A 19,694-nucleotide genomic window follows, 5' to 3' on the forward strand; every position below is an offset into this window, starting at 1 on the left:
AAATGTGATAGGCAGGATTTAAGGCGGGAGCTGAAGGCTGAGTGATTCACCATCCTGAGATAGCGAACTCGAATGCTCAGATTTCAGCTTCTCCAAGTCTATCAGAACGGAAGCCGACATTGGGCAAGCTTCGAGGCTTCCACGAAGCCGGAAAGGTGCAATCGCGAGTCGATGCGAATCAGACTCAAGAATGTGCCCTTTGCGTATAAGCGATTGGAAAAGCCGAGATTCTTGGAATGATTCGTTGAGCACCATCGAGTCGACGTCTTTCGGGTCACGTGATTGTTTCCAATTTGGCGTCGCCGTCCTCCTCCGAAACCATTCGCAAATCTGAAATTTTATGATGAAGCTGACTCCATTGACGACGGCGTTTTGCTTGTTAGTGACCATCTTGGACAACGGTGGATTGGTGGCGGACGAGACATCCACGCTGCGTCCCAACATCGTGTTCATTCTCTGTGACGATTTGGGATACGCGGACGTTGGCTTCAATGCGAAGGAATTTGGCGTTTCGACCGATGCGGTCACGCCCGAGTTGGATGAGTTGGCTCGGCGCGGCATGATCTTCCGTCAGGCTTACGTGTCACATCCTTTTTGTGGACCGAGCCGGATGGCGCTTCTATCCGGACGAATGCCACATTGCTTTGGCGGTCAGAAAAACTTGCCCAACCAAGCCCTGAATCTTCGCGATTACAACCAGAAAGGCATTCCGGTTTCTGAGACTCTGATCAGCACCGTGCTGCAAAACTCTGGCTATCGAACAGCCTGCATTGGCAAGTGGCATTTGGGACACGACCGTCCCTTCCACCCGAATCGGAGAGGGTTCGATGAGTTCTACGGCTTTCTGGGCGGCGGGCATCAGTACTTCCCGTCGGTGACCGACAAAGTGGAGCCCAAGGTCAACGACTACCAGTATTTCTTGGAACGCAATGGCGAGAAGACGCTTTCCCCGGAAGGTGAGTACCTGACGGACATGCTGTCCGGTGATGCGGTGCGGTTCATCCGCGAATCGGCCAGTCTTGAATCGGGCAGCCTCGAATCGGGCGATCGTCAGCCATTTTTTCTATACCTTGCTTACAACGCACCTCATGCTCCTCTGCAAGCCAAGACAGCCGACCTTCAATCGTTGTTTCCTGAACATGTTCCGACACAACCCGCCAACGGAGTCGACTTTCGTGACTACACCAAACGCCAAAACTATGTTGCGATGATGGTTGCGGTCGATCGCGGAGTGGGGCAGATCGTGGACACCCTGCACGACCCGAACGCGGATGGTGACGATTCAGATTCCATTGCGGAAGAAACTTTGATCGTGTTTTTGAGCGACAATGGAGGAAAGGTCTCACAAGCGGGCAACAATGCACCGCTGACCGACGACAAAGGCAGCACTCGCGAAGGCGGAATCCGTGTGCCAATGTTGATGGTTTGGCCTGGAAAGTTGGCTGCTGGGGCGGTTTTTCCACACCCGGTTACTGCTCTGGATTTCTACCCCACGTTCGCTTCGCTGGCGGGAGCGGAAGTGCCTGCGGAGAAGCAGCTTGACGGCAAGGACATTTGGGCCAGCCTTCAATCCGGTGTGGCTCCCCACGCGAATGAAACGTTGTTCTGGCTACGTCACCACGGGGGCGGCAACGAGGTCGCGATCCGCCGGGGTGATCTGAAAGCGTATCGCAAACAGTTTGGCAAATGGCAGGTTTACGACGCAAAGAACGATCCGGCCGAGACCGCGGACATAGCAAGGGAACATGCTGACTTCGTCGAGTCGAGCGTGAACGCGGGTGCTTCGTGGTCCAAGACGCACCTCGATCCCCAATGGCACGACACCGAAGCCGGCCGAACAACGAGGCTTGAGAATCAAATGCCACGCTATGAGAGAACGTTTCAATCGCGGTGAACATCAGGAACGTTCGCAGCCCAGTCAATCGAGCGTTCTGTTGACCGCTCGATTGTTCGCGACTGCGAGTGGTTGTAACTGATCCTCCGCGTTGATCAGATCAACTTGGTTTTGCCTGGTATCGCGAAGCTGGGTTCCGGGCGGCTGCCGTCCCACTGCAAGTCTTTGGGGAACAGGTCGAGCTGCGACTCTTTGGTGACGAAGTCCCATGTGACTTCTTTGCCGGTGTAGGCAGCCAGTCGTCCCATCACGGCGGTCAACGAACTGTTGGCGGTTTCGATCAGCTCGACAATCGGCTCGCCGGCACGGATGGAATCGATCAAGTCCTTGTGTTCTTGACGGTAAGCATCCGCGATGCTGCCTTCCAACTTCAACGTTTCGTTCCCATCTCGGTCCAGGAATCGCGAACCGCTGCTGCCGGCACCAATGATCGCGAAGCCTTTCGTTCCGCGGACGGTGCTGCCGTTTTCTGCCTTGGTTCCGGGGATCTGGCGACACATGAAGGACACGGGACGTTCGTCCGAATACAGATAGTCAATCGACATGCTGTCCCACATTTCGCTGTCATCGGGGCGAGTGAAGCGACCACCGGAGCCGTAAGCTTTGACGGGCGGACCTTGCATGACCCAGTTCATCAAATCAATGTTGTGAACCGCTTGTTCGGCGATTTGGTCACCGGACAACCAGATGAAGTGCATCCAATTGTTCAGTTGGTACTGAGTGTCGCTCACGCCTTCACCACGGTTCTTGTACCAAATGCCGTTGCTGCAATACCGCGAAGTCATACCAATCACGTCGCCGATCTCGCCATCATGGATACGTTTGATGGCCTCGACATAGTTGGTTTGTCGACGGTACTGAGTTCCGGTGACAATCGCCGTGCCGTTCTTTTCGGCTTGCTTGTGAGCTTCCACACACACACGGTATCCGGCCGGATCGACGCAGGTCGGCTTCTCTGCGAACACGTGTTTGCCGGCGGCAACGGCTTCGGCGATGTGAGCCGGACGGAAGCCGGGCGATGTGGTCAGGAAGACCAATTCGACTTCGGGATCTTCGAGGACTTTTTTGTACGCGTCCAAGCCCACGTGAATGCGATCATCGGCGATGTTGATCTTGTCGCCGTGTCGACGTTGCATGCCGGTGCGTAGGCGTTCGGCGTTGCCTTGATCGAGATCGGCAACGGTCACCAGTTCGATGTTCTCGTTGATCGTGAAGGAGTCATTGACGGCGCCCGTTCCGCGGCCACCCGCGCCAACGATGCCGATCTTGATTTTGCGATTAGGGTCTTGCGATGCAGCATTGCCGTGCACCATGGGATGAGCGGCCATGGCGGCGGCGGTTGCTGCGGTCACGGTTGCTCCGCGACGCAGGACGTCACGACGCGATGCGGTGGGAGTTTGTGGATTGGTGTTCGACGAAGCAGTCATGGCGAGTCTCTCAAGAACGATGAAATGAGTGGCGAAAGTTCTGAGGTCAGAACGATTACCAAATCACAAACGTGAAATGATCAAACAGAAGGAGGCGGGAAGGTGGGTGGGAAAGGAGGTTGTGTCCCAAGGGACAATCACTTGCGTTGCGTGCGGAAGCGTCCGTTTGCGAGTGATTCAAGTGTTGCGAAAAAATTGGACGGGGCCACGTTTCATCAGGAGGCGAAACAAGTTGAATTCCGTGACCCCGTCCGTGATCAAGTTCCGACGGGCTCCGCCGCATTCAGTTCGATTGTTTTTCCAGTGCGGAAAGATTCGTCCGCCGCAGCGACGATCTTCATGGAGTTGATCGCGTCACTGAGGTGATCTGTGAGATCGTTGTCGTCTCGGATCGCATCTAGAAAGAACTGCTGTTCGCGGTGACAGAGACCGTCGTGATCAGGCTCGTCGTCCAAGTGAATCCACTCGTCTACCTTCGCGAATTTGCCATCGGTAGCGAGTTCCGCATGATGAACGCGAATGGATTCGGTTTTGGTGTGAGCGTCGACATTGTCGCTTTGCCCCGCCGACGAGGCCGACTCGGCAACAATTGAAACGGCTCCCTTGGGGCCGACGACGTCTTTGACGAAGAAAGCCGTTTCGCTCATCATCGGGCCCCAGCCGGCTTCGTACCAACCAACGCTGCCGTCTTCGAACGTCACTTGCAGTTGGCCATAGTTGACCATGCCGTCCGGCAATTCATCCGTCAATCGAGCGCCGATGCCGGACACTCGGATCGGACGCGAACGAGTCATTTGGCACATCACATCGACGTAGTGGACGCCGCAATCAACGACTGGTGAGACCGTGGACATCAATCGTTTATGAGTTTCCCAGGCGTCTCCGGAAGACGATTGGTTCAGGTTCATACGCATCACGAGAGGTTTGCCCAACGTTTGAGCAACTTCGATGAAGCGATTCCAACTCGGGTGATGCCGCAGGATGTAACCCACGACAACTTTGCGCTGCGTTGCGATCGCTTTGGCCACGATTTCTTCGGCGGCTTCAACAGAATCGGCCAAGGGTTTTTCCACGAACACATGGCAACCGGCATCCAATGCCGCCGTGACAAATTGGGCATGCGTATCCGGCCAAGTCGACACACACACCGCGTCGGGTTGAGTCTCTTTCAAAGCATGATCGAAGTCTTGGAACGTTGGGTAGTTCGCATTCAGCTCTTCGTTCAGCTTCGCACCGGAAGCTTCCGACCGAGTACAGATGCCAACGATCTCGAAACCGGGAATGGCCTGGTAAGCCAAGGCGTGCGAACGCCCCATGTTGCCCGCTCCGACGCATAGAATTCGAACGCGATCAGTGGTTGATTGGTCGCTGGCTGTCACTGCAAGTTTTCTCCGTTCAAATTGTTTCCGGCGGCGGTGAGGCATTCCGCCGCGTCTTCGTCTAACAGATATTGCACGTCCCGATGGGCCTGCAAAAACGTTGCGGGAACCGTTGCATTCATGCGAGATTCGATCGCTCGCTGAACGATATCAGCTTTGTGTTCACCGAGCGCCAGCAGGCGAATGCGTTTGGCCTGCAAGATCGTGTCGACGCCCATCGTGATCGCCAACAACGGCACATACTCGATGCCGCCGAAGTCGCTGACCGCGTCGATGCGAGTCAGGGTGTCTAGCTTCACCAAACGAGTTCGGGTGTCGCGAGTGGCTCCCGGTTCGTTGAAACCGATGTGTCCCGTGCGGCCGATTCCCAGCAACTGCAAATCGATTCCGCCGCACGATGCGATCAGTTCGTCGTAGTCGCGGCAATAACCCGGCACCGATTCCAATTCGATGGTTCCATTGGGAATGTGCACGTTGCTGCGAACGATGTCGATGTGGTCGAACAGATGCTCGTTCATGAACCGCACATAACTTTGCGGTGCGGTGGGCTGCATCGGAAAGTATTCGTCGAGGTTGAACGTTACCACGTTGTGGAACGACAAGCCTTCTTCCCGGTGCATTCGAACCAATTCGCGATACACGCGAATGGGCGTGGAGCCCGTGGCCAATCCAAGAACACAATTGCGATTTTCGGCTGCACGGTGTCGGATCAGCGATCCAATCTCTCGAGCGACTCGCTTGCACGCGTCGCTCTTCTCTTTGAATTTCAGGACCGACAAGCCCGAATTGGAATGACCAGTTCCAATTGCATTCGAGGGGTTGGCGGCGAGGGCATCTTCCGAGGCGGGGTTTTCCAATGTACTTCTCATCATTGTGTCACTTGCAATGCAGAGGTCGTCGAGTGAGTGGACGTTTCAACCGGAAATAGAATCGAAAGCAAGTCGCTACTGGGGTGTCCGTGTCCCCGGTGTTGAACAAACGCTTCCGCCGCCTTTGTGTGGATGTCTTCGCCGCGTGCGATGCTGTGGTCACGCATGGCCGTCAAGTATTCATCAATGCCGTTGTGGGATCGCAACCATTCCAATTGGCTTTTGTGACAAGCCAACATTTGTGTCTTGGTTTCGAGTTCGTTGCTGATGTCGACGTAGGTTGTCGGCCGAATCGCTGCGCCCATTCGGTCCTGACCGTCATGCCCGTCGGTGTAGTACAAGTACGGAACTTGCGAACCAGGTTTGACTGGCAGGGAGGAGGCGTTGGGAGCCGCGTAAACAAAGCTGGCTGCTCGGCCCAATTGACCTGACACCTCGTGGTCCGCGTGGTAGTCCGACATGGGCATCGTGATCACCAACGTGGGAGCGATCTGGCGAAACAGATCGATTGTTTTTTGCAGCGACACCCGGTCGTAAACGACTCGCCCATCGGGTTCACCCAACGTGTGATAGGTCGCGCCGATCAATGTTGCTGCGTCGGTGCCTTCTTGAACTCGAATGGCCGCAATCTCATCAGCCTTCAATTCCATCGAACCGCAATCGCCGGAGGTGGCGGTTGCGATATGAACTTCCCAGCCCGCTTCCTTCAACCGAACCAATGTGCCGCCGCAGGAAATCTCCGCGTCGTCCGGGTGCGCCATGAATGCGAGGGCAACCTTTCGATCCGGCACAGTCGAAGGATTCGGCATAGCAACAATGACCCGTTTGCGAGGAAGCGACGACGGCGAACGAATCACCGGGGTGTCGATGTGTGCGAAGCATTCTGCGAGCTTCCCGCGGGGAATTCTCCACAAATGTTGCCCTCTTGTGGTACTCTGTTTGCGCGTGCTCGCTTTCCAAACACGAACCTCGCGCATATTTCATGGAAATGATACTTTTTGTGCGCAGTAGGTTTCCGGCACCTCCGAATTTCATTCACCGCCAATCATGAAAGCCTCCTACGAAAAACTGGTGCCCGTCGAAGGCCACTCCTTTCGTTGTTTCAACCGGGCTTCGTTGCAGTCGCCGGTCAAGTGGCACCGTCATCCCGAGATTGAGTTGACCTACATTCCTTCGGGCGCCGGGTCACGCATGGTGGGCGATCACATTGGAAGCTACACCGATCACGACTTGGTGTTGTTGGGATCGGAATTGCCGCACACTTGGGCGTCGGATGAGTACCGAGGGGAGCTCTATGACCTGCACTCGGCCATGGTGTTGCAGTTCCACCCGGAGTTCCTCGGGCCCGACTTTTTTCGGCTCAACGAAATGTTTGAGATCTTGGCGTTGTTGCAACGTTCCAGCCGAGGATTGTGGTTTCCCGCGGAAGTCGCATCGCGTGTTGGAAGCCAGATGACCGAACTCGAGGAACAACGAGGCGCGATTCGACTCGTGACCTTTCTTTCGATTCTCCATTCGCTTGCTCAATGCGAGTCGGTGGAACCGCTTGCATCCGAACTTTATCGAGCGACCAACAACGAAGAAGTCGAGACACGCATCCAAGTCATTTGCGATCACATCACGCATCATTTGACTGACCCGGAGCTATCGCACGCGGAGCTCGCTTCGTTGGCAGAGATGAATGCTTCCGCCTTCAGCCGATTCTTCAAACAATCGACCGGTCGCACGGTGTCCGCTTACATCAATGAATTGAGAATTGGCTTCGCTTGTCGATTGTTGACCGACACGGACGACTCGATCTTGTCGATCAGCCACCAAAGCGGCTACCAGAATCTGTCGAACTTCAATCGGCGTTTTCAACAACACCGCAAAATGACACCTCGGGAATACCGCAATCGTTTTCGCAGTGCGGTATGAACCATCGCAGCGGACGCATTCACTTCGCCGCGGCTTTGATTTTCATCGCTGCTGATTTCTCTCGCCATTTGGCTGCTTCCGCGGGATCATTGGCATTCTCGAAAGCTTCGGCGACAAACGCGAACGCCTCCGCCAGGATGCTTGGATCATTTGGATCCTTTGCATTCTGAATTCGCTCAACGAACTGAATCATTTTTTCGCGAACTCCTGGCAGTGCACAGATTCGCTGGCCTTCGCGGGTAGAGCAGCCAAAGACCACACCCGCCAACTTGTCATAGTCACCCAGCAAGTCCGTGCCGATTGGAATCAATCGAATGGAAGTGGAGTTCGGCTGAGATTTCCCGACGCTGATTTTGTGGTTGCGTCTTCCTAAGATCACTGGCAACGCGTGAGTCTTGGATTCGACGTACAGATCCCATTCTCCCGAAGGAAGTCGCAGTTCCACTTCACCTTCCTCATTCACCGGCCCCATGAAACGATTGGGGAAGGCAGGATTCTCTAACTGTTCGTTGATCTCTTCCATCAACTTTGCGTTGCCGAAGAACTCGGTGGACTGCATCAGAGGCAACCCGTAGAGCTGAGATCCCCAGTTTTTCCAGTAGACGTTGGGATACGCGGCGACCTTGGCTCCCGCGACCGGACGACCATCCAGATCGACCAACCGAATTTCGCAACGATGCAGTTGTTCTGTGTCCAGTTCGATGGGGTGCGTGAATGGGGGATCGATCACGACGGGCGAACCTTCGGCTGGTGCTGCTTGGTTTGGTAGCTTCCGCCCCTGAGCGTCCACCATCAGCGATCGAATACGGTGGCCGTTCGTCAATCCAATCAACTGCATGGTTTCTCCCTTTGGCCAGTGAGGGATTTCAAAGGTGCCATCAGTGCGAATGGGGCCCCAAGTGGACCACGTCAGACGATTGCGATTCGATTGAGGTGGAACGGTCATCGCCAAGACGCGTCCCTCACGAATGGGACGAGGCACTTGATCCGAGATCCGGCCGCTAAGGCTGGTTGATGGAGCAAGCTCCACGACTTGTGGATCATTTGCACCTGATTGCAAATCCACCGTGAAAATCTCGCTGAAGTGCGTCGGTTGTTCGTCGACCAAACGTACCAGCATGAAATCGCACTGTTCGGGTGCCAAACGTCGCACGATGACGTGCTCGTCTTCGATATGTCGCGCGTAACCATCTGTGAACGAGGAGATGTCGGACCGCATCACCTGAATCTCACTCGGTCGAACGGGATTTCCGTCAATGGTCGGCAAAAAGCGAATGCTTGCCGACAGTTTCATCTGGATGATTTCGGGTGTATCGCTGGCGATCGGGACGTCCAGGTGCACCGAGTCCTCAATGGAGTATTCAGGATGTTTTAAGAACAGCGAAACCGAAGTTGTGCGTGTTTGCTCCTGGACATCACGGAAGAACGGATAGATGACTTTTGCAATGCCATCGCTGTTCGTGGTTACGGCAGCCGGATTCAATTCAGACGGATCATTCCCGTTGTTCGCCCAACGGCCGTGCCCCTGAGACGAACGCAATGCCCACGGCGAAACCTCCACACCCTTGATTGGATTGCCATTCGAATCCACGACCTTCACCGGCAACGTTTGCGGCAACTGCCCACCGACGATGGGGACGACGGAATCCTGTCCAGCGGTCCGTGAAGCAACCAGCGACAGGATCACAATTGAGGCGACACGCATTCGGTTCATCGGGTCCACCGTACTACGGACTGAGAAGATGAGAAGAGCACCTAGAGCAACAAGCAAGGTGCCAATCAGTTGACAACGGATGCCCGTTAGTTTGAGGGGGCCAAGACCCTCGCGTCAAGCAATTAAGCGACAGTTGAAAGCAACCTTCGCTGTAGGTTGCACTATGCATTGCGTGGGTGATTAGCTGCTCTGGTGCTTGGGCTTCGCTGTGATTGTGTGAATCGTCAACCCATCCAGGTCGCAATCAGGCCGCCCTGTCCAGACACTCACCAAATACCCGATCGCAACGCAACTGACGATTCCACACGTCGTGTAAAGAAAGCCGTGCACGATCCCCGTTGCCCAAAGCGTGTACATGATCACGGCTCCGCAAACGGCGCCAGTCATTGCACCGATGGAATTCGCTCGCTCGGTCACGCCACCCAGCACGAACAGGCCTCCTAGCACACCCATGAACAACCCCAGCACCACCAAAAACGTATCAAACAGGGAGCGGATGTCTGGATCGACGAAGAACAAGGCCAGCGAAGTTCCTGCCATTCCGATGACCATCGTCAAAACCTTCGCGGCGCGTAGCAGCCCACGTTCAGATTGACACCAGTGCAGCGGACGAACGAAGTCCGTAACCAGAGCCGTCGCGGTGGAATTCATGCTGGTCGAGACAGTGGACTGAGCCGCCGCGAAAACGCCTGCGACGATCAAACCCGCCAATCCAACCGGCATCTCTTTCGCAATGAACAGTGGAAAAATTTGATCGGTGGTGATCGAAGGAGAAATCCTTTCGGGGTGCGAGTGGTAATAGCCATGAAGAGCTGTCCCGATGCCAAAGAACAACAGGGTGGCGGGAATGACCAAGATCGCGTTCGTCCAAATGGATCGCGCGGCGAGTTCTCGCGTTGGCGTCGTCATGTAACGCTGAACCACGGCTTGGTCCGCGGTGTAGGACGATAGATTCTGGCCAATCGCACCCACCACGATGACCCAGAATGCAATCTGAGCGTCATCAGGACGCAGATGCCAGTTGGCCCAACGAAGCTTGTCTGCGTTCAAAGCATGTTGGTAACTTCCCGTGATGCCACCATCCGTTTCGATCAACATCAACGTCAGTGCAACCAAGGCTCCGCCAAGCAAGATCACCGTTTGCAACGTGTCCGTCCATATCACCGCTTCGATTCCGCCGATGGTGCAGTACGCGATGCTGAGAACGCCCATCAGCAACACGGACTGCGTCGGCGTCATCGGCGTCGCCACCGCCAAGGCAAGGCCGGTCAGCGACATCACGACGGCCATCCGAAACAAATGAAACAGTGAGAAGCTCAAGCTTCCGAACCAGCGAACCGGTCGGCTGAATCGTTTTTCCAGGTATTCGTAAGCACTGGTCGCATCGATGCGTCGAAAGAATGGTATCGCCACAAAGACGGCCACAACAGCCACCAGCGGAATGGTGAAATTGCCGATGGCGTATGTCCAGTCTTGAGCATACGCCTTAGATGGGATTCCAGTGAAGGTGACGGAACTCAACATCGTCGCGAAAATGCTGCAGCCTGCTGCCCACCAAGGAATCTGGCTACCGCCGCGAAAATAGTCGTTGGTGTTCTTGTTCTTTCGCGAAAAATAGACACCGATTCCGAGCACCGCGACGAGGTAACCCACCAGCACACCAGTATTCCAACCGCCAAACGCTGCGTGGGGCTCGCTCAGATGAATACGATAGATCGCCGGTGTCCGAACTCGCGGACGGATCTCGCCGCTCGGCAACCAAAGCTCGTCCTGCCAACGAACGACTTGCGTGGTGACTTGATTCAGCGGTGGTGCGGGCAGTTCCACCCAACGATCTGTGATCGTGTGATAGGCGAAATTGCGTTTGGGAAAGCCCGGATGGTTGTCGTGCAACTCATCTGCTCGCCCGAACAGCGAACCATCGTCGCCCCCCAGTACCAAACAATGGCTTTGCCCGTAGCCAATCACCGATCCCGCCATCACGCAGGCCGGCGCATCCGCTCGTTGTCGCCACTTGGCTTCGCTAGGGCAGTACTCCCATGTGTCGCGAAGAAACTTGGTTTTCGCGTTGGCTTCGCTTCTGCCACTGATGACATACAAACAAGGTTCGAAACCATTGTGCTGAGAGGCAGCGACATGAAACGCGCGAGCCGATCCAGGGCAGTCCGGCAGTGCTTCCCACTGAAGACTCGCGGGATCTGCTGCGAGACTCAAATCTAACTTCCAAAATCGATTGGTGGCCGATGACAATTCCAAATTCGACTGGCCACCGAAGATGTACACGGAGTCGCCCAGCAAGTTCGCCGTCATGTGAACGCAGGGCGTCGGCAAAGGCGGGAAATCGGTGAACTCGACGATCTGCCGTTCCGGATTCCAGTGCATCAAGAACACTTGGTCGGAAACACTGCGACCATCGCTGCCTCCCAGACATAAAACGCCACCTGTTCGTTGTCCGTCGGAAGGAATGGAAACCGCAGCACCGTAAGCCAATGACCGAGGCAAAGTTCCCGCGTCCAGCCAATCAAATTGCTCGCCGTCACGTTTTAAAACATGAATGCGATCATGCCACCGCTTTTGATTTTCCCAAACCGGCGTTGGGAAGTTGGCACCTCCGGCGATGATCAAATGATCCGAGTCAACTCCGACGAATGGGCCCGCGACACCGAGTGGATTTGGAAGTGGCGGCATGGGCTCCCAAGTCATCTGCACGTCGGAAGCACGCTTGATCGCGTCATCTGCTCCAATGGACGCCGGTCCAAACATGCTGGCCAGCCAGCATGCGACCGCGAGGCAAAGCAAACGTCGCTCAGGCCACCGCGTCATCTCGACGCTCCCGTTGTGTCCTCGCCGCGGTTCCAATCGAAGAATCCAATCTCAGTCAGCTTGGTATGCAAAGATTTTAACTGAGTTTCCGACAAGCGACCCAGCGGCAAACGGCATGGTCCAACTAGGACGCCTTGCATTTCCAACACCGCTTTGGTCGCCGGATGAAACGGAAATTGTCCCATCACACGGATCACCTCGACCGCGCGAAGTTGCCATTTCCGGGCATGATCAAAGTCGGATGCGGCAAACGATTTGATGACTCGTTGGTAGATGTTGGCGGCGATGTTGTACGTGCTGCCGATGGCAGCGTTCGCTCCGGTCGCCAACGCACCCAGCAACATCTCGTCGCAACCCCAGACCACATCCAGGTCATCCGAGGTGGCGTTTTTGCATGCCATGAATTCGTGCAATTTAGTGTCGGTGTACTTCAATCCTCTCAGTGTTGGCATGCGCTCCGTCGCCAAACGCAGAAACTCCGGCATCACGACGCTTGATCCCGTCAGCGCGGGAATGTGGTAGTAGTAAAAAGGCGTCTCCGGTGCAGCCGTTGCCACCTCGCACATGCAATCGACTAAAGAATCAGAGTCCGCGATCTTGTAGTAGGACGGACAGGTTGCCGAGATTGCATGGGCGCCAATCGATTCAGCGTGTGCCGCGAGCTCACGGGCGTCTCGCAAGCTGTTGTGCCCCACCTGCACAATGACGGGAACGCGATCATTCGCTGCGTCGACGAACGCCCCCGCGAGTTGTTGTCGTTCGCCGGTGGTCAACGACATGCCTTCGCCCGTGCTCCCGCAAACGTACAGCCCCGAAATCCCGGATCGCATCAAGTGGTCCACCAAAGAAGGCACGACCTCCAAGTTCAAATCACCGTTGGGATGCATGGGCGTGTAAGTCGCGGCGATCAAACCGGACAACGCTGGCGACGAGTTCGTGGGCTTCAAGGTTGCTCTCCCGCAGCATCCGAGTCCGCACCGTTTTTCTGCGAACCCTTCTCTAGTTCATCCATCGAGATCGCAACAAAGCTGATCGCGCGGTATCCATCACGCTCGAACAGCACTCCAACTCGCCCATCCGACATGCGAGTCAAACAGGAATACGCAAAACCATCGGGATAAATGACCGTCTGAGCAGGCCAGGTCTTTCCTTCATCGTAGGAGACTCGTAGCACTCCGTTGGCACGCTTGGTCTGCGTTGCAGGGTTGGAGAAGAGAATTCGACTCGTTCCATCTTCGGGCCATGAATACCGCAGTAACGCGGCTTGGCAAGTCGGCTCGATCAACTGTTCATCCGACTGCAGTTGCGTCCAGCTTTCGCCCGCATCGGAGCTGGTTGCAACCTTGCGAAATTTGGTTGTGCCGGCACCTTGCGTCCGAGCGTTCAACATCAACCGTCCATCCGACAACTCGACCATTTGCACCTCATTGCCGTGACCTTTGCCATCGCCGGGGGCCACGTCTCCCATCTTCCAACTTGCACCGTCGTCGTCGCTGTAAGCGGCGTAAACACGCCAATCGCCGTAAGGGCCTTGGTTGAACGGCATGACAATTCGTCCCGGATGGGGGCCGCGTTGCAAGACAATTCCAATGCCGGGACCCGCCGCAACGCTCGTCACGCCGTGTTCTCGTTTCACCTGACGCGATACATCCAATGGCTCGGACCAAGTCAGCCCGTCATCGTCGCTGGTTTGGATGAACGTGAAGTACGAGTCTGGGCCGTATCCATCATTCGCCCGGTGTTCGCCCAATCGGTTTTGTTGATACATCACCAAGATGCGACCGGATTCCAAAACGACCGCTTGAGGGTTGTTGAGCGACAAGGCGCCCTGTTCGCGAATCAGCAAAAGGTCTCCCCAAGTCTTGCCTCCATCGACGGAACGCTTGGCAATCAAATCGTTCTCCGAATGGTCACCACCTTGGCGGCCCTCTGCAAACGCGAGCAACGTTCCTGCTTTGGTGGTCACCAGCGAAGGGATGCGGATCGCGGGATAACCGTCTTCGCCGGGCACAAACACATCGACCAAGTGACGGTCGTGCGCCGTCCCGGTCGACTCCGCCGCCGATAGGTGACACCGCGTTGCAAGCCCAAGCTGTGTTCCGGCAAGGATGGCGAACGCAAAGATCTGACGGGAGAAAATCGCGGGCAAACGACGTCTGATGGCAGCAGGCATGACGAATTCCGAGGTGGGGCGTGTTGACGGCTGAAAAGAGCAAGCCGAGGAAGGAGTGGTGTTATAACATGTCGTGCGATGTTATAACACCACTTGTTCCGTCCCGCTGACTTCGCAGAACATCATGACTGGCAATCTCGCCGATCGAGCCTATCGCCACCTCCGCACCCGGTTGTCTCGTGGTGAACTCGCACCCGGAATGCGTTTGGTCAATCGCACGCTGGCCGCCGACATCGGCGTCAGTGTCATCCCCGTGCGTGAAGCGATCAATCGTTTGGCCAGCGAAGGATTGGTGGAACAAATTCCTGGGTCAGGTGCTTTTGTCCGCAAGATCAATCGGGAGGATTTGGATGATCTGTACGTGCTTCGCGATGCGCTGGAAAGCTGTGCCGCGGGCGAAGCCGCTCGCAACGCGACCTCCGACCAATTGGATCGCTTCGATGAAATTTTGAAACGGGTCGCGGACACGACCGATGCGATTCAGAAGTCCAAACGTGGTCACAGCAACAAACGCCAGCTCAATCAATGGATGGACGATGAGGAAGCGTTCCATCATTTGCTCATCGAAACCTCGCAGAATCGTCTGCTGGCCAAAGTGGTCGATGAGAATCGAGCGATCGCGGCTGTCTTCGAGTGTCAACGCGATTCTCCGAAGCTCCTGACGGCGGAACTCGCCAAGCGGACTCTGTCGTCCAAACGAAAACTCATCGAAGCCATTCGGAAACGCAATGCGGATCAGGCTCGTCAGTTGATGAGCCAACACATTCGCCGCGGTCAGCAAACGGTCGTCGAGTTCTTTTTCTCAGATGATGCACCCGGGGAACGCTGAGAAGAAGGCTGAAGCGTACCGAACGGATGAAGCACGTGAGAAACTCCCCAAGTTGATTTCAGTTTTGGTCCACCAGTGAGCGTGATGTTGGACGTGAGCGTGACAGGCGGCAACGGCGTGTGCATAATGAAGCGATGAAAGAGTCTCTCCCGCCCCGCAACCGAATCCGCGTGTTGCCAATCGTGCTACTGGCTGCCGCGTTTTCGGCCGTAGTGTCAGCCGACACGTTCAGTTGGTCCAACGAAACTTCGGTGGCCACGAACGCGAATCTGCCTCGCGACGAAATTGCCCCGACTGTTTCCGCGAAGCGGTTGGCCGAGGTGCCCATTGCGTCACGAATGTTGCGGCGACCGATTGCGTCTGCACGCTGGGACGACGACACCGTTGTGGTCGCGAATCAGCGGAGCGGAACGGTCAGCTTTGTTTCGGTCGACGACATGGCCGTCCGACGTGAAGTCGAGGTCGGTGGCAATCTGACCGATCTCGCTCGCGTTGAGGTCGAGGGTGAGCCGCATTTGTTGCTGACGGATGACAAGGCTCATCGGCTGGTTTGTGTGCGGGTTACGGATGAGGCGGCGACCATGGTTTGGCAATTGGAAATGCCAACCGGGCCGACGTCGCTGGTTCTTTCGCCGGACAATCATTCGTGCGTCGTCGCGTCTTCTTGGGCCCGAACGTTGACTTGGGTGGAGTTGCCAGCAGCCGTCGGGGACTCAGCGAAGATTCGTGAGTCGCTGGATCTGCCGTTCTCACCCAAGGCACAGCTTCTCTTTGCGGATCAAAAACGGTTGTTGGTTGCCGACGCGTTCGGGCCGCGACTCGCCTTGATCGCGACTGACACCAGAACGCTCCTTTCAATTCGCGAAATTCCCGGAAACAACATTCGCGGGCTCACACGAAATCAAGACGGCGACAAGCTGTACGTCACGCACGAGTTGATCAACGAGATTGCTCCTCCACGAAGCAGCGAAATCATTTGGGGATCCATGGTGTCCGATGCCATGCGCGAGATCCCGGTCGCGACGATTCTGGATCCTGAAGCCTCGCTCAGCCAAGGCAGCCGGTTTTTGGCTCTCGGCAACAACACTCGCGGCGCGGGCGATCCCAATGGGTTGGCATCGCGGTCCGATGGGCGATTGATTGTGGCCATCGGTGGCCTCGGACAAATCGGTGTGGTGGAACCCGGTGGGATCGGTGTGACTCGGCTGCAGACCGGAAAGCGGCCGACGCACGTGTTGGCGTGGTCCGACGATCGTTTCCTGATCACTAATCAACATTCTGATTCACTTTCGCGAGTCGACTTTGATTGGAAAGAGAACACGAAGGTTGATGTCATCGGGACGGATGATTCGGAATTCGGCGGTGCGGATGAGACGCCGGCCGACTACGAGGACTCCGCTGACCAAACAAGCTATTCCGAGAAGGGCGAAGCGGAATACGAGTACGCTGGCGTCGATGAGTCATTCGACGAGAGTCGTTCAGGGGAGGAAGGTGAAGCGTCCGAAGGGTCGGACGATTACGACCAAGACAAGACTGAGACCGAGTACGACGTCGAAGCAGCATACGACGTGAAGAGCGAGTACGCCGAGAGCGAGTACGACGATCGCGAAGCCTACGCGAGCGATGTTTCGCGAAATGGGCTGACCTATCAAACCAAGACGTACCAGATCGGTCCCGACGCGGATAAAGGGGCGAAGCAACTGGTCGCCACGGTGCAACAGATGTCGCTTGGACTGCCGCCGAAACTGACTCCTTCGGAACGCGGTGAAACGCTCTTCTTCGATGCCAGCTTGTCTCGAGGTGGTTGGTACAGTTGCCACAGTTGTCATACGGATGGGCACACCAGCGGTTCCCTAGCCGATACGCTCAGCGACGGTGGTGAGGGGGCACCGAAACGCATTTTGTCGTTACATGGAGTTGGGCAAACGGGGCCTTGGGCGTGGATCGGCGACAAGTCAGAAATCGAGTCGCAAGTTCGGCAAACGCTGCGGCTGACGATGCAAGGTCGCAAGCTGAACGGTGGCGAAATTGGGGATCTGGTTGCGTTTTTGAAGTCGCTGCCGCCGGCACCAATCTTTCGCCCCGCGACGGACGATGCGGATGCGAAGATCGTCGACGCGGGACGCGAACTCTTTCAGTCACTGGATTGTGTTGCGTGCCACTCCGGATCCGTTCTGACTTCCGAAGACACCTACGAAGTGGGACTGACTGATGAACGAGGAACGACGCAGTTCAACCCGCCGTCGCTTCGTGGTGTCGGTCACCTGCATTCGCTCTTTCATGATTTGCGAGCCGCGGACCTCAACGCTGTTGTCACGCAGTACAAGCACCAACTTCCCCGCGACCTCACGCTGGACGAGCAAGAAGCACTGATTCGATACCTGCAAAGTCTATAATCCAAAACGCGACCGAATCGTTTTTTGTGGATTTTCGTTCACCATCTGGTTGCAAGCAGCGGTTTCGATTTCTTTTGTCAGCTAGCTCCGGTGCAGCGATCGGTTGATGCCACGAATGCAGCTTCAATGATCTCAATCTTCGTTGAAACGTTTGAATGTCGCCGCGCATATCAGTCGTGTTGATGAACGCCGGTATACAACAAAGGCGTCTTTTTGATATTGAAATCGGTTGCGTCGCGAAGAATGCAAAGTGACGCCACCGCCATCCCTCGCGAGTTCAATTGCGCTACACTACAATTCTGAAACGATTGCGGAGACACGCAGTTGGCTGGTCATTGAAGGTTTCAAGATGATTCACTTCACAGAAAACAAGACTGTTCTTGAAGCAAGACATCGCACTGAAGTCGGCGACTCTGTCACAATGGTTGAGAGGATCCCGTCACTTCAACTTAAGCTCGACAGGAACAGGGGCACACGTATCACCGACGGGAGAGATCTTGTCAGTGAGAATTAGTAAACATCATGAGCACTGAGCACAGGGGCACCGGTCAACGCAAAATCGGTCAGCGGATCGATCCAGCACGACCGAACTTGCATGCGTTTGGATCGATGCTGGACGAATACGGTATTGGCTTCGTTCGCATTGAGACGAGTTCGTCAAAGATTTTGAATCTGAATCGTTCGTTCGCAAATTTCTTGGGACGCGAGCTTACCGGTGTGGTGGGCACTCTGCTGACGGATTGCTTGAACGAAGACAGCCAAGCAGACTTCATTCGTCTGATTGAAAGCGTTGGCATTCGAGCAGGTGAACGGGCGGAAGAAGTCTTCTCAGTCTCGGTAAAGGATGGATCGCGTCGTTGGCTGCGTTTCAGCTTGGTGGCGGAGGCTGATGAGGACGGTCCAAAGGACGAATGCAACGCGACGGTCATCGATCTAACCCAGGCGATGAAAGCCGAAGAAGAGCTGCGGTTGGCAAACGACCGATTCGATTCCGCTCAGGAGACCAGCCGCGTTGGTAGCTGGGAATGGAAGGAGGGGGATGAATATGCGTGGTGGTCGAAACAGCTTTACGCTCTTCACCGAATGGATCCCGATCGAGGGCCTGTGAGCTTCGAAGATTTCATGTTGATGGTTGCGCCCAAAGATCGTGAAACGATCATCCGAGTCAATCAACCGCCATTTTTACCCGGCGACGTAAGACGTTTCGAATTCTCCAGCAATCCGGCCGTCGGTCCGCAGCGGCATTTCGCGGCGACCGTCTGGATGACCGAGATCGACGGAAGGCTCGTTCGACGCGGCACGACCCAGGATGTCACACGACAAGTCGAGTTGGTGAAGGCGCTCGAACAGAGCGAAGTGAATTTGCGAGAACTGGTTTCGCATACCGCAGAAGGCTCCGCAGTGCTCAACCTGGATGGATTGTTCATTCAGGCGGACGAAAAATTCGCGTCGATGCTCGGTTGCAATCCGGAGGACCTGGTCGGCCAACCCATCCAAAAGTTCGCTGAAGCTGAAAGCCAACGGGCGATCGAAGAACGTTTCCTCAACAGGACTCACGCGGAAGCTTACGAGATTCAGCTTCAGCATGTGGATGAGTACTGGGCCTGGTTACTGTTGAGCTCGGCGCCGTTGCTCAACGACGATGGACAATTTGTCGGTGTGCAAGTCAAAGCACTCGATATCACTCATCGCAAACAAGTTGAGATCTTGGCCAAGCACGCCTCGCAAGCGAGAGCGAAACTGAAAAGCTTGACCAGTCGAGAAAGACAAGTGCTGGCACAGATTGTTGATGGGCAAATGAACAAGGTCATTGCCAATCGACTGGACATCAGCGAGAAGACCGTTGAGCGTCATCGATCCAATCTGATGAAGAAGCTGGAGGCTCACAGCGTTGCAGAATTGGTTCGCATTTCAATCACTGCCGAGGTGATGACGGCTTCCTGAGTGAACCTCAAATCGGAAACCGTTCGATGCAACGGCGAGTGTGTTCTTCCGAACGACGCCAGCCTCAAAACTCGTGTTGCGGTCTGACGTAAAAGATAGCAAGCCCGGCCAGCATCCGAGCTTACCTTTGCCCCAAAGTAAGCGAGTGGATGCTGACCGAGCTTTGCTCTTTGCCCCATAACAGTATCGTTCAGGTACCACCAAAATGCACCTCGGTTTTACTGATTTGAGGGGCATCCCCACGGAGGTGTTCAATTCGAGCACGTTTTGTGGCGTTTTGGCGCACGTTCGGCGACGGAATCAGCCTATGTGTGACAAATGAGTGCAGT

General features: G+C 55.5%; 13 protein-coding genes. 5 read left to right on the plus strand and 8 right to left on the minus strand.

Annotated features, from left to right (window positions below):
* The first annotated feature begins 340 nt into the window (after positions 1–340).
* Complete coding sequence (locus LOC70_RS22595) at positions 341–1,894, plus strand: sulfatase-like hydrolase/transferase (RefSeq protein WP_230256324.1); 1,554 nt, start codon at positions 341–343, stop codon at positions 1,892–1,894.
* Between the two features lie 95 nt (positions 1,895–1,989).
* Here the strand turns inward: LOC70_RS22595 and LOC70_RS22600 are convergent, their stop codons facing one another.
* The 4 genes from LOC70_RS22600 to LOC70_RS22615 form a co-directional block, all read right to left on the minus strand.
* Positions 1,990–3,321: a Gfo/Idh/MocA family protein gene (locus LOC70_RS22600; protein WP_230256325.1), complete on the minus strand. Its 1,332-nt coding sequence runs from the start codon at positions 3,319–3,321 to the stop codon at positions 1,990–1,992.
* A 257-nt stretch (positions 3,322–3,578) separates the two neighbouring features.
* Complete coding sequence (locus tag LOC70_RS22605; protein WP_255716547.1) at positions 3,579–4,745, minus strand: Gfo/Idh/MocA family protein; 1,167 nt, start codon at positions 4,743–4,745, stop codon at positions 3,579–3,581.
* Complete coding sequence (gene nagB, locus LOC70_RS22610; protein WP_390889106.1) at positions 4,697–5,422, minus strand: glucosamine-6-phosphate deaminase; 726 nt, start codon at positions 5,420–5,422, stop codon at positions 4,697–4,699. The genes LOC70_RS22605 and nagB overlap by 49 nt, the downstream gene beginning before the upstream one ends.
* 146 nt (positions 5,423–5,568) lie before the next feature.
* Positions 5,569–6,378, minus strand: a complete 810-nt coding sequence (locus tag LOC70_RS22615; RefSeq protein WP_230256328.1) for a PIG-L deacetylase family protein — start codon at positions 6,376–6,378, stop codon at positions 5,569–5,571.
* A gap of 238 nt (positions 6,379–6,616) precedes the next feature.
* Between LOC70_RS22615 and LOC70_RS22620 the strand changes: the two genes are divergently transcribed.
* Positions 6,617–7,486, plus strand: coding sequence for a helix-turn-helix domain-containing protein (locus LOC70_RS22620; protein ID WP_230256329.1), 870 nt, complete (start codon positions 6,617–6,619; stop codon positions 7,484–7,486).
* A 19-nt stretch (positions 7,487–7,505) separates the two neighbouring features.
* On the opposite strand, the gene LOC70_RS22625 is transcribed toward LOC70_RS22620, so the two are convergent.
* The 4 genes from LOC70_RS22625 to LOC70_RS22640 form a co-directional block, all read right to left on the minus strand.
* Positions 7,506–9,191 (minus strand): hypothetical protein, encoded by a 1,686-nt coding sequence (locus tag LOC70_RS22625; protein WP_230256330.1) that lies wholly within the window; start codon positions 9,189–9,191, stop codon positions 7,506–7,508.
* A gap of 189 nt (positions 9,192–9,380) precedes the next feature.
* Positions 9,381–12,023 carry a sodium:solute symporter family transporter gene (locus tag LOC70_RS22630; RefSeq protein WP_230256331.1) on the minus strand — a complete coding sequence of 881 codons (2,643 nt, stop codon included), beginning with the start codon at positions 12,021–12,023 and terminating at the stop codon, positions 9,381–9,383.
* On the minus strand, positions 12,020–12,970 hold the full coding sequence (locus LOC70_RS22635) for a dihydrodipicolinate synthase family protein (RefSeq protein WP_230256332.1): 951 nt from the start codon (positions 12,968–12,970) through the stop codon (positions 12,020–12,022). Before LOC70_RS22635 ends, LOC70_RS22630 begins: the two co-directional genes overlap by 4 nt.
* On the minus strand, positions 12,967–14,196 hold the full coding sequence (locus tag LOC70_RS22640) for a sialidase family protein (RefSeq protein ID WP_230256333.1): 1,230 nt from the start codon (positions 14,194–14,196) through the stop codon (positions 12,967–12,969). Before LOC70_RS22640 ends, LOC70_RS22635 begins: the two co-directional genes overlap by 4 nt.
* 124 nt (positions 14,197–14,320) lie before the next feature.
* On the opposite strand from LOC70_RS22640, the gene LOC70_RS22645 reads away from it, so the two are divergent.
* The 3 genes from LOC70_RS22645 (at position 14,321) to LOC70_RS22655 (ending at position 19,365) form a co-directional block, all read left to right on the plus strand.
* Positions 14,321–15,025, plus strand: a complete 705-nt coding sequence (locus LOC70_RS22645; protein ID WP_230256334.1) for a GntR family transcriptional regulator — start codon at positions 14,321–14,323, stop codon at positions 15,023–15,025.
* A gap of 134 nt (positions 15,026–15,159) precedes the next feature.
* The gene (locus LOC70_RS22650) at positions 15,160–17,421 is read left to right on the plus strand and encodes a cytochrome c peroxidase (protein WP_230256335.1); all 2,262 of its coding nucleotides are present in this window, start codon (positions 15,160–15,162) and stop codon (positions 17,419–17,421) included.
* A 522-nt stretch (positions 17,422–17,943) separates the two neighbouring features.
* Positions 17,944–19,365 carry a PAS domain S-box protein gene (locus LOC70_RS22655; RefSeq protein WP_230256336.1) on the plus strand — a complete coding sequence of 474 codons (1,422 nt, stop codon included), beginning with the start codon at positions 17,944–17,946 and terminating at the stop codon, positions 19,363–19,365.
* Positions 19,366–19,694 lie beyond the last annotated feature (329 nt).

Origin of the sequence: Rhodopirellula halodulae (genome assembly GCF_020966775.1) — a bacterium.
GTDB classification, from domain to species: domain Bacteria; phylum Planctomycetota; class Planctomycetia; order Pirellulales; family Pirellulaceae; genus Rhodopirellula; species Rhodopirellula halodulae.